The sequence below is a fragment of the Streptomyces panacea genome (genome assembly GCF_040560175.1).
Classification (GTDB): Bacteria; Actinomycetota; Actinomycetes; order Streptomycetales; family Streptomycetaceae; genus Streptomyces; species Streptomyces panacea.
Map to the genome: position 1 here is coordinate 29,829 of NZ_JARJHW010000045.1, position 15,018 is coordinate 44,846.

The window sequence follows — 15,018 nt, forward strand, 5'->3', positions numbered from 1 at the left end:
CATGACGTCCACCGTGACTCCCCCCGTCGCCACGTCGGGCAGCGGTGCGGACCAGGGCGACGGGGGTGCGCGGCGGCGACGTCTGCCGCGTATCCCCGACCGGATCCGCCACGGCGGGCTGCCCTACCTGCTGCTGCTCCCGGCCGTCCTGCTCGAACTGCTCGTGCACATCGTCCCGATGGTGATCGGGATCGTCATGAGCTTCCGCGAACTGACGCAGTTCTACATCAACAACTGGGACAAGGCGCCGTGGCGGGCGCTCGACAACTACAAGATCGCCGTCGACTTCGACGCCCCGCTCGGCGAGGCGCTGCTCCACTCGTTCTACGTCACCTGTGTCTTCACGGTCATCACGGTCGGCCTGTCCTGGCTGTTCGGCATGGCCGCGGCGATCATGCTCCAGGAGAACTTCCGCGGCCGGGGTCTGCTGCGGGCCATCTTCCTCACGCCGTACGCCCTGCCGGTGTACGCCGCCGTCATCACCTGGGCGTTCATGTTCCAGCGGGACAACGGCATGATCAACCACGTCCTGCACGACCAGCTCGGCCTCACCGACGAGCCGTCCTTCTGGCTGATCGGCGACAACAGCTTCATCGCGCTCGTCGTGGTGGCCGTCTGGAAGTCCTGGCCGTTCGCCTTCCTCATGCTGATGGCGGGGCTCCAGAACATCCCGCGCGAGCTGTACGAGGCGGCGTCCATCGACGGCGCGGGCATCTGGCAGCAGATCCGCAAGATCACCCTGCCGTCGCTGCGGCCGGTCAACCAGGTGCTGGTGCTGGTGCTGTTCCTGTGGACGTTCAACGACTTCAACACGCCGTACGTCCTGTTCGGCGACTCGGCGCCCGAGGCGGCCGACCTCATCTCGATCCATATCTACCAGTCGTCGTTCGTCACCTGGAACTTCGGTACGGGCTCCGCGATGTCCGTCCTGCTGCTGCTCTTCCTGCTGCTGGTGACGGCGGTCTATCTGGTGGCCACCTCGCGCGGAAGGAAGGGCTCCGGTGACGCGTAAACCCCAGGCCGGCGTGGTAAGAATTCCCCCGTCCTTCCTCTGGACCCGCCGGATCATCCTGGCGTTCCTCACCGCTTTCGCCCTGCTGCCCGTCTATGTGATGGTCAGCAGCTCGCTGAAGCCGCTGGAGGATGTGACGGGCAAGTTCCAGTGGATCCCGTCCGAGATCACGATCCGCCCGTACTTCGACATCTGGGACACCGTCCCGCTCGCGCACTACTTCATGAACTCGCTGATGGTGGCGGGCGCGGCGACCGTGCTGTCGGTGACGATCGCGGTGTTCTCCGCGTACGCCGTGAGCCGCTACCGGTTCAAGGGCAAGCGCGTCTTCACCGTCACGGTGCTCTCCACGCAGATGTTCCCGGGCATCCTCTTCCTGCTCCCGCTGTTCCTGATCTTCGTCAACATCGGCAACAGCACGGGCGTCGCCCTGTACGGGTCCAGGGGCGGGCTCATCCTCACCTATCTGACCTTCTCGCTGCCCTTCTCCATCTGGATGCTGATCGGGTACTTCGACTCCATCCCGAGGGATCTGGACGAGGCGGCGATGGTCGACGGCTGCGGCCCGTTCGGCGCCCTGTTCCGGGTGGTCGTGCCGGCCGCGATCCCGGGCATCGTGGCCGTCTCCGTCTACGCGTTCATGACAGCCTGGGGAGAAGTGCTCTTCGCGTCCGTGATGACGAACGACGAGACCCGCACGCTCGCCGTCGGTCTCCAGGGCTACGCCACCCAGAACGACGTGTACTGGAACCAGATCATGGCCGCCTCGCTCGTCGTCAGCGTCCCCGTCGTCGCCGGATTCCTGCTCCTCCAGCGCTACCTGGTGGCCGGTCTGACGGCGGGAGCGGTCAAGTGACGCATCGTCAGGTGATACATCGTCAGCCCGTTCCCCAAGTGCCCTCTCCGGAAAGGCAGTCAGTGAACGACCTCAACGCCCTCCCCCACGATTTCGTCTGGGGCGTCGCCACCGCCGCCTACCAGATCGAGGGCGCCGTCGCGGAAGACGGCCGCTCACCCTCGATCTGGGACACCTTCTCCCACACCCCCGGCGCCGTCGACAACGGTGACACCGGGGACATCGCCTGCGACCACTACCACCGGGTGCCCGAGGACATCGCCCTGATGAAGCGCCTCGGGGCCGGCTCGTACCGCTTCTCGCTGGCCTGGCCGCGCGTGGTGCCCGGCGGCGACGGACCGGTCAACGAGGCCGGGATCGGCTTCTACGACCGGCTGGTGGACAGCCTGCTGGAGGCGGGCATCACCCCCTTCGCCACGCTCTACCACTGGGACCTCCCGCAGACGCTCCAGGACCGCGGCGGCTGGCCGGCCCGCGAGACGGCCGAGCACTTCGCCGCCTACGCCTCCGTCGTCGCCGAGCGCCTGGGCGACCGCGTGAAGGACTGGGCGACCCTCAACGAGCCGCTGTGCTCGGCGTGGATCGGCCATCTGGAAGGCCGGATGGCGCCGGGGCTCACCGACCTCAAGGCCGCCGTGCACGCCTCGTACCATCTGCACCTCGGTCACGGACTCGCCGTCCAGGCCATCCGCGCGGCCTCCTCCGACGCCCGGATCGGCATCGTCAACAACCTCAGCCCGATCGAGGCGGCCACCGACCGCGAGGCGGACCGGGCGGCGGCCGTACGGGCCGACGGCCACATCAACCGCTGGTGGCTCGACCCGATCCACGGCCGCGGCTACCCGCAGGACATGCTCGACCTGTACGGGGTGGAGCTGCCGGAGCGCCCCGGTGATCTGGAGACCATCGCCGCGCCGCTGGACTGGCTGGGGCTGAACTACTACTTCCGCCAGGTCGTCGCCGACGACCCGGCCGGGCCCGCGCCGTACGCCAAGCAGGTCTATCTGCCCGGCGTACGCCACACCGCGATGGACTGGGAGGTGCACGCGGACGGCCTGGAGGAGCTGCTGCTGCGGCTCACCGGGGAGTACGGCGCGCAGCGCCTCTACGTCACCGAGAACGGGTCGGCCTACCCGGACGTCCTGCGGGACGACGGCACGGTCGACGACCCGGAGCGCACCCGCTATCTGGAGGAGCACCTGGAGGCCTGCGCGCGGGCCGTACGCAAGGGGGTGCCGCTCGCCGGGTACTTCGCGTGGTCGCTGCTGGACAACTTCGAATGGGCCTACGGCTACGACAAGCGATTCGGCCTCGTCCATGTCGACTACGCGTCGCAGCGGCGGACGATCAAGTCGAGCGGGCACCGGTACGCCGAGATCATCCGGCAGTTGGCGGACCGGGACCGCAAAGCCGCCTGAGGCGGACGCACTTGTCCCCGGCAGCGGTCGATACCGCTGCCGGGGACAGGTTTCGCCGCGCCGATCCGACGGAGCGTCAGACCGGTGCCGGAAGTGACGGCTCGGTGCCCGCCTGGGCGACCACGGAGGCCGCCACCCGTGAGGCGAAGCCCAGCATGTCCCGGAGCAGCTCGGGGGTGAACTCCGGTACGTGGCCGGTGTGGGCACCGCGCGAGACCAGCCAGGTGATCACGGCCGCCATGAAGGCGTCACCCGCGCCGATGGTGTTGACCACCTCGACCGGCTCGGCGGGTACGGACACCGGCTCGGCGGAGCCCCGCGAATAGGCCGTACTCCCCCGCGATCCCCTGGTCAGCACGACCAGCCGGCCACCGGCGGCGAGCCTGCGGCAGGTCTCGTCCGGTGTCGAGTCCGGCCACAGCCGCGCCAGGTCCTCGTCACTGGCCTTGACGACCTGTCCCAGCTCGCACAGTTCGCGCAGCTGACGCCGCCCGCTCTCCGCGTCGAGCGTGCGGTCCTCGCGCACGTTCGGGTCCACCACCAGCAGCGGACTCCCGGCCGCCGCCGCCCGCGCCGTCGCCGCCACGGCCGAGGCCGCGGGCTCGACGACGGCGGCGAGGCCGCCCACGTACACGGCGGCGAAGCGCTCGACGTCCGTGCGTCCGGGCAGTTGGAAGGTGGCCGTGGACTGGAGGTGGAAGTGGTAGCCGGTGCCCTCGGGGCCCGGGTCGGCGACGGCCAGCGCCGTGGGGAGGTCCGGCCGGGCGCAGAGGCCGAGTTCGACCCCCGCCGAGACCAGCCGCCGCTCGATCGACCGGGCGAACCCGTCGTTCCCGAGGGCGCCGGCGAACCAGCTCGGCGTGGCCAGCCGGGCCAGTCCGGTGGCCACGTTCGCGGGGGCGCCGCCGGGCTGGGCCAGGTGCGCCTCCGCGTCGTCGGCCGTGGGCACCAGGTCGATCAGCGCCTCACCCAGCACCAGGACGGCGCCGGGCCCCGGTACGGGGTCCGGTGCCGCGCCGGGAGCGTCGGTCACGGCTCCACCACGATCTTGCGGCCCTGTCCCGCCTTGAACCGCTCGATGGCCTGCGGGTACTGCTCCAGCGGCAGCCGGTCGCTGATGAACACCGCGGGGTCCAGGACCCCGGTGGCGAACAGCGCGGCGGCCCGCTCGTAGCTGTGCAGCACAGCCATCGAGCCGGTGATGGTGATCTCCTGGTTGTAGATCTTGTACGGCTCGATGACCGCGGTCGTCGCGTAGTCGGAGACCCCGAACTGAAGAAACGTTCCACCCTTGGCCACCCGGCCGAGGCCGTCCTGGATGGCGCCGGCGTTGCCGGTCGCGTCGATGACGACGTCCCAGCCGCCGGGCCGCTCGAACTCCTCGGCCGAGGCGCCCGCCCGGGAACAGCCGAGCTTGGACGCGGTGGCCAGGCGCTCGGGGTTGATGTCCAGCACGTCGACGCCCGCGGCGCCGGTGCGCTTGGCCAGCTCCAGCATCATCAGGCCCATCGTGCCCGAGCCGTAGATCAGCACCTCGGCGCCGAGCGTGCTGCTCAGCACGTCGTAGCCGCGTACGGCACAGGACAGCGGCTCGATGAGCGCCGCGTCCCGTACGTCCACATGGTCGGGCAGCTTGACGCAGTTGGCCACGGGCGCCACGGCGAACTCGGCGGCGCCACCGGGGACGGTGACCCCGATCGCGTTCCACCGGTCGCAGAGGTTGCCGCGACCGGCCCGGCAGTAGCGGCACTCGTGACAGTGCAGGGACGGGTCGACGGCGACCTTGTCGCCCACCACCAGCTCCGTGACCTCGGAACCGATACCCACGACCTCGCCGGCGAACTCGTGGCCGGGCAGGATCGGCAGGGTCGGCGCGAACTCGCCCTGGAGGATGTGCAGATCGGTGCCACAGATGCCGCAGGAAGCGACGGACACGACGACGTCGCGCGGGCCCGGGGTCGGGTCGGGGACCGTGGTGACGGTCACCTTGCCGGGGGCTTCGACGATCGCTGCCCTCATTTGACGGCTCCAAGAGAAAGGCCCTGGACGAGCTTGTCCTGGGCGGCGAAGCCGGCGGCGAGCACCGGCAGTGACACGACGACGGAAGCGGCGCACAGCTGGGCGAGGAAGAGGCCCTGGCTGGTGACGAATCCGGTCAGGAAGACGGGCGCTGTCTGCGCTGTCACGCCGGTGAGAACCCGGGCGAAGAGCAGCTCGTTCCAGCTGAAGATGAAGCAGATCAGCGCCGTGGCCGCGATGCCGGGCGCGGCGACGGGCGCCACCACCCGGATCAGGACGGTGGGCAGGCGGGCGCCGTCCACCTGCGCGGCCTCGATGATGGAGACCGGCACGTCCGCGAGGAAGGACTGCATCATCCAGACCGCGATCGGCAGATTCATCGAGGTGTAGAGGATGACGAGCAGCCAGATGTTGTCGAGCATCCCCACGTTCTTGGCGAAGAGATACACCGGCAGCAGTCCGGCGACGACCGGCAGCATCTTCGTGGAGAGGAAGAAGAACATCACGTCCGTCCATTTACGGACGGGCTTGATGGACAGCGCGTACGCCGCCGGCAGCGCCAGCACGAGGACGAACAGGGTCGAGAACAGGGACGCCGTCACCGAGTTGATGAGCGGCGGCCAGGGGCTCGCCCCGCCGTCGGTGCCGAAGAACGAGCTGTAGTTGTCGAAGGTGAGCGGCGCGGTGAGGGACGGCGGGTTGGTCGCCGCGTCCGACTCCGAGTGCAGGGAGGTGAGGAACATCCACAGCGCGGGGAAGCAGAAGACGATCCCGACCACCCAGGCCAGCAGACCGAGCGCGGTGGACCGCCGCTTGGCGCGCCGGGCCTCGGGGCCGTACTTGTCCTGGTGCTGTACGGGCTTGGCCGCCTTGGCGGGGGCGCCGTCGGTCTTCGGTGCGGAGAGTGTGCTCATGCGCGCTTCGCCTCCTCACTGAAGAGGGACGAGACGACGCGCAGGGCGAAGGTCGCGATCACGATGGTGCCGATCACGACGACCACGCCTGCCGCGGAGGCCAGTCCGTACTCGTGAGCCTGGTAGAAGGTCTGGTAGATGGTGTACGGGAGGTTGGCGGTGCCGAGTCCGCCCGCCGTGATGGTGAACACGGCGTCGAAGTTCTGCACGATGTAGATCGAGCCGAGCAGGACACCGAGTTCGAGGTAGCGGCGCAGATGCGGCAGGGTCAGGAAGGCGAACATCTGCCAGGCGTTCGCGCCGTCCAGGCGCGCTGCCTCCATCATGTCGATGGGCCTGCTCTGGAGCCCGGCCAGCAGGATGAGCATCATGAACGGCGTCCACTGCCAGACGAGTGACGCCTCGACGGCGAGCAGCGGCATGTCCGAGATCCAGTCGGGCTGCGACGCGTTCTCCACGCCGAACAGTCCGGTGAACCAGGCCCAACCACCGTTCAGCAAGCCGTACTCGGGGTTGTAGAGCACGTGCTTCCACAGCAGCGCGGCCGAGACGGGCACCAGCAGGAACGGTGTGATGAGCAGCGTACGGACCAGGCCGCGGCCCATGAACTTGCGGTCGAGCAGCAGCGCGAGCAGCAGTCCGAACACGACGCTGGCGATCACCACGGTCGCGGTGAGCAGCATCGTCGTGATGACCGACTCACGCAGGTCCGCGTCGGTGAACACGGAGCCGTAGTTGGCGAGTCCGGAGAAGCTCCGGGCATCCGGGTTGAGCGAGTTCCAGTCGAACAACGAGATGAACAGCGTTGCCACGAACGGGAGTTGGGTGACGGCGATCAGGAAGATAAGAGCCGGCAGCAGGGGGGCCCGGGTGGCCCAGGCGCGGGCCCGGCCGGACCGGGGTCCCGCCGGGGGGCGGGACTTTGCCGGTGGGGACGAGTCCGGCGGGGCCGCCGGCGCGTCGCTGACAGAAGTGCTCACCGGTACTCCTCGGCTACCTTCTCGGCCAGCTTCTGCGAGGCTTCGAGGGCCTCGTCGACCGACTGGCGGCCGGCGATGGCCTCGCTGATCTCCTGGGAGACCTTCGTGCCGAGGTCGGTGAACTCGGGGATGCCGACGAACTGGATGCCGACGGTCGGACGGGGCTGGGTGCCGGGGTCACGCGGGTTGGCACTGGAGATCGCCTCCGACGTGACGTCGGCGAACGCGGCGGCCTCCTTGCGGTACTCGGCGTTCATGTAGGTCGAAGCGCGCTTGCCCGCCGGGACGTTGGCCCAGCCGATCTCCTTGCCGACGAGCTCCTCGTACTCCTTGCTGGACGCCCAGGAGATGAACTTCCAGGCGCTCTCGGTGTTCTTGGACGCCTTCTGCATGCCCCAGGCCCAGGTGTAGAGCCAGCCGGAGCTGTCCGTTTTGTCGACGGGCGCCGGCACGTAGCCGATCTTGCCCTTGACCGGGGAGTCCTTGGCCTCCAGCGAGCCGGCGCCCGCCGTGGCGTCGTACCACATGGACGTCTTGCCCTGCGTCATGTTGTTGAGGCACTCGGCGTAGCCGGCCTGCGGGGCACCCGCCTCGCCGTGCTCACGCACCAGGTCGACGTAGAACTTGGTGGCCTTCTTGAACTCGGGAGAGGTCAGCTGCGCCTTCCAGTCCTCGGTGAACCAGGTGCCGCCCATGGTGTTGACGACGGTCGTGAGCGGGGCGATGACCTCGCCCCAGCCCGGCAGACCGCGCAGACAGATCCCCTTCATGCCCTTCTCGGCGCCGTCGGTCTTCGCGGCGAGATCGGCGACCTCCTGCCAGGTGGGGTTGTCGGGCATCTCCAGCTTCTCCTTCGCGAAGACGTCCTTGCGGTACATCAGGAAGGAGGACTCGCCGTAGAACGGCTGACCGTAGAGCTTGCCGTCCTCGGCCGTCAGCGACTCCTGGAGCGGCTTGAGGATGTCGCCCTGGTCGAACGCCTTGTCCTTCTGCGCGTACTCGTCGAGCGTGTGCAGCCAGCCGTTCTTCGCGAAGAAGGGCACCTCGAAGTTGCTGATGGTCGCGACGTCGTACTGGCCGGCCTGGTTGGAGAAGTCCTGGCTGATCTTGTCGCGTACGTCGTTCTCCGGCAGCACCGAGAAGTTGACCTTGATGCCGGTGTCCTTGGTGAAGTTCGCGGCGGTCAGCTTCTGGAGTTCGACCATCTGCGGGTTGTTGACCATCAGTACGTTGATGGTGTCACCGCCGTCGGAGGCGGTGCCTCCCGCGCCGCTGCACCCGGCGAGGAGTGCCGTCAAGGCCGCTCCCGCGCCCACACGTACGCCTATTCCACGTCGTCGCTGCTGGAGGGGCATGAGAATCTCCTGATCATTCGGTTGCGGTAACTGCCGGTGGTGGTTGTGAGGGGTGGAAAGGATCTCGGGGGTGTCTCGGGGCCGTACGGGTCCCGCCCCCTGGCCGCTGCGGCGGGGGTCCGGGAAGACGTGAGGCCGGTCAGACGCGGATGACCTGGGGGCCGAGCAGCGAATAGCGCTGCGCCTCCGCCGACGGGAGTCCGACGTCGGTGACGATCGTCTCGAAGTCACCGACATCGGCGAACCGGCAGAAGCTCACGGCGCCGAACTTGGTGTGGATTCCGGCGAACACCTTGCGGCGCGCGCTGCGCATGGCCTGGGCCTTCACCTCGCTGACGGCCGGGTCAGGGGTGGTCAGCCCGTACTCGCGCGAGATGCCGTTCGCGCCGACGTACGCCAGGTCGATGACGAAGTCGGAGAGCATCCGGGTCGCCCAGTGGTCGACGGTCGCCAGGGTGCCGCCGCGCACCCGGCCGCCGAGCAGCAGGACGGCGATCTTGTCCGCGTCGGCGAGTCCGGTGGCGACCGCCAGTGACGCGGTGACGACGGTCAACGGCCGGTCCCTGGGCAGGGCCTCGGCGACGAGCTGGGGGGTGAAGCCCTCGTCGATGAAGACCGTTTCGGCGTCGCCGATGAGGTCGGCGGCGGCTGTCGCGATGCGTGACTTCTGCGGTACGAGGCGGGTGGTCCGCACCGCGAGGGTCGTCTCGTAGCCGGCGCTCTCGACGGGGTAGGCGCCGCCGTGGGTGCGCCGTACCAGGCCGTGCTCCTCCAGGGCGTGCAGGTCACGCCGGACGGTCTCCTTGGCGACGCTCAACTTCGTGGCCAGCGAGGTGACTTCCACCGACCCGTCACGTCGGGCTATCTCAAGGATCTCTCGTCGGCGCTCGTCCGTGTCCACGACACACTTCCCTGCTCTGCTGCGGCTCAGCACCCGTTCGGGCTCATGGGTCGTTTGTACAAGCAAGAACCCCGGCTCGACCAGGCTCTACGCAGCTTTGAGTGTGCCCGTTCATGCCCGTTTGCTCAGCAGCGTACGTGCTGGTCGTACGGGGGGTAACCCCCTTCGGCGCCCGGTTCGTTGACCGATTGACGCTGATCGATGCCCGAACGGCGCCCGAAGCGGTGGGCGGGCTTCCGTGAATCGGCCGTCTAAACGTGAGCTGCGTCCCGTCCGACCCCCCAAAACGGTCAGCGAAACGGGCACCGAAACATGTACGGACCACGTACGAATCACGCGCGAATCGCGGCGGAAGTACCGCCGAATCGCGCCCGTCATACGGGCGCGTGATCGAGGGAAACGGGCGCGGGCGAGCACGGGCGGGCGCGGACGGGCGCGCGAAAGCCCGCGGCGGGCCACGGATCTTCCGTGACCCGCCGCGGGACCACCGCGCCGCCGGCGGGGAGAGCACGGCGCGGCAGGAGCGATCAGCCGCCGGTTCCGACCGGATCGGTCCGGGCGGGCCCGGTCAGCTGTAGACCCCGAACTCGTAGAGCGAGTAGCCCCACGCGGTGCCGCGTTCGGTCGCGTTCACCCGTACGTACCGGCCCGCGCCGGTGACCTCGATGTCGTCGATGCCCCCGTTGCCCCCCGTGACGGTCTTCAGGGTGCTCCAGTCCTGCCCGTTGTCGGACGTCTGGACGGTGTAGCTCTTGGCGTACGCGGCCTCCCAGGCGAGTTGTACGTGCTTGAAGCCGGTGCGCGCGCCCAGGTCGACCTGGATCCACTGCGGATCGGCCCAGTCGCTGGCCCACCGGCTGCCGAAGTCACCGTCGACGGCGTTGGACGCCGGGCAGGGGCAGCCGACACTGCCGGGCTGGAAGGACGACGCCGAGGCCGGCTTCCCCCGGGCGACGTTGGTGCCGCCGACGGGCGGCGGCACGACCTTGAAGGACTTGGTCTCGATCCCCACGTTGCCCTTGCCGTCGGACGCCTTGATGTACACCTTCCACACACCGAGCTTGTCCGGCGCGGTCACGGTGAAGTCCCCGTTGCCCTGGGCGGTGAACTGCGCCGGGGTCAACTGGCCGCCGTTGTCTATGTACTTGCTGTTGACCAGGACCTCGTAGCTCAGGGCGTCGCCGTTCGGGTCCGTCACGTCCGACGTGACCTTGAACGGACGTCCGGCGGGTACGGCGGTGGCGCCGTCGACGGCCATGTTCGTGATCACCGGCGGCTTGTTGTCGCCGGCGGTGCTCCTGCCGTACGCCTCCTTCACCGCGTAGTACGAGAGGCGCTTCTGGCCCGCGGGCAGCAGGTTGAACCAGACGCCGCCGAAGTCGTACTCGGTGCCGTAGTGGAAGAGTGTCGCCCCGAGCGCGACGCCCCGGTGGCCGGTGACGCAGTTCCACGCGTCCTTGTAGCCCTGGGCCTTCGCCACGTCGGTGGGCTCCGACGCGACGCCGTTGACGTCGTCGTCGACCTCCCACTCACCGGCCGGGCCGCCCTCGGTGACGAGGTAGGGCTTCGTGTAGCGGCCGGCGTTCCAGGTCTCCTCGATGTTGCACACGTCGGCGTAGGAGTTGACCGAATACAGGTCGAGGTCGGGCGAGTTGCGCTGGTAGTACGGCCAGGCCCCGGTCCACGCGTCGGTGGAGGTCACCGGGTGGTTCGGGTCGACGGAGTGGATCTTCTTGGCGATGTCGTTGACGAAGGTCGTGTAGGCGTTGCGCTGTTGCTCCAGGGCGTCGCCGCTGTAGCAGTTCTGCAGGCCGAGTACGGACTCGTTGCCGACGTTCCACATCAGCACGCCCGCGTGGTCCTTGTAGGTCTGCACCCACCTGGGGAACTCGGCGAGCATGTCGTTCTTGTACTGCGTGTCGGTGAGGTAGTTGACGCAGCCACCGCTTCCGGGGCCGCCGCCGGGCTGGAGCCAGAAGCCGGCGATGACCTTGACGCCGTTGGCGGCGGCCGAGTCGAGGAGGGGCTTGGTGGTGCCGTCGGTGCCCCAGGTCCGGATGGTGTTGACGCCCATGGAGGCCACGTCGGGCAGGTATCTGCCCGCGTCGGCGACGGACGGCCCCCAGGTCAGGCCCTTGACCTGGTACGGCGCGCCGTCGACGGTCAACTGCCAGGCGCCCTGGGATCCGGTGACCTTGACGACGCTGCCGGCCGCCTGCGCGGGGGCGGCGGCCGGGACGGTCACGGCGAAGGCGGCGAGGAGCGTGGTGGCGGCGACCGACGCCATCGCGCGGAGACGGCCGGGGGCGAGTCTTGGGAGGAGTTTCGTATCGCTCATGAGTCACCTGTGGGGAGAGTGCGGGCGGGGAGAGGGAGGGCGGAAGCGAGCAGCACGGCGAAGCTGATGGGAGAGCGCTCTCCCATCAGGGCGGAGTACACCCCGACGGGAGAGCGGTCCCGGTTACGGCAGTTCGTAGTCCTGGTTCAGGGCCGCACCGGCCCCGGGGTTGTTCTGGTCGTAGCCGCGCGCGTCGCACTGGAGGCCACCGACGACGCAGTGGTTGACCATGGCGCGCAGCGTGGCGTTGTCCCAGGCGTTGAAGAAGTCGTAGTGGAAGGAGTGCCCCGTCCCACTCGCGAGCCTCACCTTGGACATGTCTCCGTTCACCGGCCATGCCATCTTGAACTCGACCATCGGCAGCGCCACCGGGTGCGACGTCGGGCAGACGTCCTGGTTGGCGCCCTGGACGAGCGGATAGGCCATGTGGCTCTTGTGGTCCGGGGTGTCCAGATACTTTCCGTCCCAGCAACTGGGGGCCTGGAAGCGGAGGTTGAGCTGGACGTCACGGGTGGCCGGGCAACTGGCCGGGATCTCGGTGTTGTTGAAGGAGTTACCGCACTCCCAGCCCTCCACCCAGCCCGGATGGTTGCGGAACTGCTCGGCCGTCTGGGTGGGACTGCCGACGACGAACCGCAGGCCCTTCGGGAACGGCCGGACGGTCCGGTAGTCGGTGACTCCCGCCTTGTAGTAGATGACCTGCGGGCCGATGGGCCGTACCGGCACGTCCCCGTTGAGCAGGGTCGGCATCCAGTACGCGGACCGGTCGCCCGGCGCCTTGCACGCCGTGGTGCCGGCGTCCAGCGACGCCGTCGTGCTGTTGGCGTTGGTGGTCCTGTTGCCCATGAAGGTGTGGTCGTGCGAAGCGCCCGACTGGCCGGGGTAGACGATCGGGTCGTCCGGCCTGGTGTGGGTGACCTCGCAGTTCGCCTGGAACTCGTGGAAGTAGCGGTGCGGCGGTATCTCGGCCGACGGTACGACGCCGGTGACCGGCGGGTTCGCCGGTATGTAGCCGTCGCCGTCGGGGTCGTCGCCCGAGGGCACGGGAACGGCCGGGGGCATCTTGTGTCCCGTGTGGGACGCGGCCGCGGTGGAGCGGTCGTTCTTGGGGTCGGCGGTAGCGGTGTCCGTGATCGCGGTCAGACCCATGGCCACCAGGGCCAGGGCGGTGAATACGAGCAACGCGGACACCAGGGTGGTTCTGCGGAGTCTTTCGGCCATGCGGACCTCCATGCCGCTCTTCGTCCGCATACGGGGCGTATGCGGTGGGGGGAGAGAGTGGTACTGGACGGTGCACCGCGGAGAGCGGCTCCTGGATCCGGGACCGTCAGGAACACCGGGATCACTGCGGGAGAGCGCTCTCCAAAGCCAGGCCAGTGTTACGCCGACGCTGAGAGAGTGTCAAGAGTTGGTGAACGATGGTCCGTACGGACGCCACCTCTGACCAAGAAATGAACGGACCCGACGCGACCGACCCGGAATGCGGAAGAATGCGGGCGGCTTGAAGATCGATGAACCGCCTTGTCCGACGGTACGTATCCCTACCGCCGGACGAGGTACATCCGACGGAGACCCAGGAGCACACGCATGAGTGGTACTGCCCAGATCGGTGTCACCGGGCTCGCGGTGATGGGCCGCAATCTCGCCCGCAACTTCGCCCGCAACGGCTTCGCCGTCGCCCTGCACAACCGCACCGCGTCGAAGACCCACGCGCTGGTGGAGGAGTTCGGCGAGGAGGGTGTCTTCGTTCCCGCGGACTCCGCGGAGGAGTTCGTCGCCGCGCTGGAGCGCCCGCGCCGACTCGTCATCATGGTGAAGGCCGGCGACGCGACCGACGCCGTGATCCAGGAGTTCGCCCCGCTGCTCGAAGAGGGCGACGTCATCATCGACGGCGGCAACGCGCACTTCGCCGACACCAGGCGCCGCGAGAAGGAGCTGCGCGAGCGCGGCATCCACTTCGTCGGCGTGGGCATCTCCGGCGGCGAGGAGGGCGCGCTGCACGGACCGAGCATCATGCCGGGCGGCTCGAAGGAGAGTTACGAATCGCTCGGCCCGCTGCTGGAGCGCATCGCCGCGAAGGCCCCGGACGGTACCCCGACGGTGGCCCACATCGGCCCCGACGGCGCCGGGCACTTCGTGAAGATGGTGCACAACGGCATCGAGTACGCCGACATGCAGCTGATCGCGGAGGCGTACCACCTGCTGCGCTCGGTCGCCGGCTACTCCCCCGAGAAGATCGCCGAGACGTTCCGGACGTGGAACACCGGGCGGCTCGACTCGTACCTGATCGAGATCACGGCCGAAGTGCTGGCCCACCAGGACGCCGCGACGGGCAAGCCCTTCGTCGACGTCGTCGTCGACCAGGCCGAGCAGAAGGGCACCGGCCGCTGGACGGTGCAGATCGCCCTCGATCTCGGTGTGCCGGTCTCCGGTATCGCCGAGGCGGTCTTCGCGCGCTCACTGTCCGGGCACGCCGCGCTGCGGGACGTCTCGCAGACGCTGCCGGGCCCGACGGCGACGGCGCTGAGCGAGGACGAGGCGGCGCGCTTCGCGGACCAGGTCGAGCAGGCGCTGTACGCGTCGAAGATCGTGTCGTACACGCAGGGCTTCCACCAGATCCAGGCGGGCAGCGAGGAGTACGGCTGGAACATCGACCTCGGGTCCGTCGCCGCGATCTGGCGTGCGGGCTGCATCATCCGGGCGGCGTTCCTGGACCGGATCCGGGGCGCGTACGACGCGCAGCGCGATCTGCCGAGCCTGCTGGCCGACAAGCAGTTCGCCGAGGAGATCGGCGCGGCGCAGGACGACTGGCGCGAGGTGATCGCGACGGCGGTGCGGCAGGGTGTGCCGACACCGGGCTTCGCGGCGGCGCTCTCGTACTACGACGCGCTGCGCGCGGAGCGGCTGCCGGCCGCGCTCACGCAGGGCCAGCGGGACTTCTTCGGTGCGCACACCTACCGGCGTACGGACCGCGAGGGCTCGTTCCACACCCTGTGGGGCGGCGACCGCTCAGAGGTCTCCGGCTGACCGGGGCTCGCTGAACGACCGGACGCCGACGGGTCGACCGACCGTCGGCGTCCGGCCGTTCATGCCTGTCGCCTCACCCGAGCGGCCCCGGCTGGGGCTCCGGGTCCGGGACCGGGTCGGGGCCCGGCGGGCTGGGGATCGGGTCCGGTGACGGCGCGGGCGGCGGCGCGGGGACGGGCGCCGGGCCGGGCCGCGGTC

The 15,018-nt window shown here is 69.0% G+C and carries 12 protein-coding genes; 4 read left to right on the forward strand and 8 right to left on the reverse strand.

Translation table 11 applies throughout. From position 1 onward, the window contains the following. Position 1: 1 nt before the first annotated feature. The 3 genes from P3L51_RS13820 (at position 2) to P3L51_RS13830 (ending at position 3,286) form a co-directional block, all read left to right on the forward strand. The gene (locus P3L51_RS13820) at positions 2–1,012 is read left to right on the forward strand and encodes a carbohydrate ABC transporter permease (RefSeq protein WP_354605477.1); all 1,011 of its coding nucleotides are present in this window, start codon (positions 2–4) and stop codon (positions 1,010–1,012) included. After that, the gene (locus P3L51_RS13825; RefSeq protein ID WP_354605478.1) at positions 1,002–1,868 is read left to right on the forward strand and encodes a carbohydrate ABC transporter permease; all 867 of its coding nucleotides are present in this window, start codon (positions 1,002–1,004) and stop codon (positions 1,866–1,868) included. The genes P3L51_RS13820 and P3L51_RS13825 overlap by 11 nt, the downstream gene beginning before the upstream one ends. A 62-nt stretch (positions 1,869–1,930) precedes the next feature. Further along, positions 1,931–3,286, forward strand: coding sequence for a GH1 family beta-glucosidase (locus tag P3L51_RS13830; RefSeq protein WP_354605479.1), 1,356 nt, complete (start codon positions 1,931–1,933; stop codon positions 3,284–3,286). Between the two features lie 76 nt (positions 3,287–3,362). Here P3L51_RS13830 and P3L51_RS13835 read toward each other — a convergent pair whose 3' ends face one another. The 8 genes from P3L51_RS13835 to P3L51_RS13870 form a co-directional block, all read right to left on the reverse strand. Further along, complete coding sequence (locus P3L51_RS13835; RefSeq protein ID WP_354605480.1) at positions 3,363–4,319, reverse strand: PfkB family carbohydrate kinase; 957 nt, start codon at positions 4,317–4,319, stop codon at positions 3,363–3,365. After that, positions 4,316–5,305, reverse strand: coding sequence for a zinc-dependent alcohol dehydrogenase family protein (locus P3L51_RS13840; protein WP_354605481.1), 990 nt, complete (start codon positions 5,303–5,305; stop codon positions 4,316–4,318). The genes P3L51_RS13835 and P3L51_RS13840 overlap by 4 nt, the downstream gene beginning before the upstream one ends. Further along, a complete protein-coding gene (locus P3L51_RS13845) occupies positions 5,302–6,219 on the reverse strand; it encodes a carbohydrate ABC transporter permease (protein WP_354605482.1) in 918 nt (305 codons plus the stop codon). Before P3L51_RS13845 ends, P3L51_RS13840 begins: the two co-directional genes overlap by 4 nt. Further along, positions 6,216–7,199 (reverse strand): carbohydrate ABC transporter permease, encoded by a 984-nt coding sequence (locus tag P3L51_RS13850; protein ID WP_354605483.1) that lies wholly within the window; start codon positions 7,197–7,199, stop codon positions 6,216–6,218. Before P3L51_RS13850 ends, P3L51_RS13845 begins: the two co-directional genes overlap by 4 nt. Beyond that, positions 7,196–8,554, reverse strand: coding sequence for an ABC transporter substrate-binding protein (locus P3L51_RS13855; RefSeq protein ID WP_354605484.1), 1,359 nt, complete (start codon positions 8,552–8,554; stop codon positions 7,196–7,198). Before P3L51_RS13855 ends, P3L51_RS13850 begins: the two co-directional genes overlap by 4 nt. A 139-nt stretch (positions 8,555–8,693) precedes the next feature. Further along, a complete protein-coding gene (locus P3L51_RS13860; RefSeq protein ID WP_354605485.1) occupies positions 8,694–9,455 on the reverse strand; it encodes a DeoR/GlpR family DNA-binding transcription regulator in 762 nt (253 codons plus the stop codon). 568 nt (positions 9,456–10,023) lie between these two features. Next, a complete protein-coding gene (locus tag P3L51_RS13865; RefSeq protein WP_354605489.1) occupies positions 10,024–11,742 on the reverse strand; it encodes a discoidin domain-containing protein in 1,719 nt (572 codons plus the stop codon). Positions 11,743–11,916: 174 nt separating this feature from the next. Further along, complete coding sequence (locus P3L51_RS13870; RefSeq protein WP_354605486.1) at positions 11,917–13,014, reverse strand: DUF1996 domain-containing protein; 1,098 nt, start codon at positions 13,012–13,014, stop codon at positions 11,917–11,919. Positions 13,015–13,380: 366 nt separating this feature from the next. Between P3L51_RS13870 and gnd the strand changes: the two genes are divergently transcribed. Then, positions 13,381–14,820, forward strand: a complete 1,440-nt coding sequence (gnd, locus tag P3L51_RS13875) for an NADP-dependent phosphogluconate dehydrogenase (RefSeq protein WP_354605487.1) — start codon at positions 13,381–13,383, stop codon at positions 14,818–14,820. The last annotated feature ends 198 nt before the right edge of the window (positions 14,821–15,018 follow it).

Coding starts and splice junctions, on each gene's coding strand:
- P3L51_RS13820 (WP_354605477.1), top strand. CDS start 2: ATGACGTCCACCGTGACTCCCCCCGTCGCCACGTCGGGCAGCGGTGCG.
- P3L51_RS13840 (WP_354605481.1), bottom strand. CDS start 5,305: ATGAGGGCAGCGATCGTCGAAGCCCCCGGCAAGGTGACCGTCACCACG.
- P3L51_RS13845 (WP_354605482.1), bottom strand. CDS start 6,219: ATGAGCACACTCTCCGCACCGAAGACCGACGGCGCCCCCGCCAAGGCG.
- P3L51_RS13855 (WP_354605484.1), bottom strand. CDS start 8,554: ATGCCCCTCCAGCAGCGACGACGTGGAATAGGCGTACGTGTGGGCGCG.
- P3L51_RS13865 (WP_354605489.1), bottom strand. CDS start 11,742: ATGGCGTCGGTCGCCGCCACCACGCTCCTCGCCGCCTTCGCCGTGACC.
- P3L51_RS13870 (WP_354605486.1), bottom strand. CDS start 13,014: ATGGCCGAAAGACTCCGCAGAACCACCCTGGTGTCCGCGTTGCTCGTA.
- gnd (WP_354605487.1), top strand. CDS start 13,381: ATGAGTGGTACTGCCCAGATCGGTGTCACCGGGCTCGCGGTGATGGGC.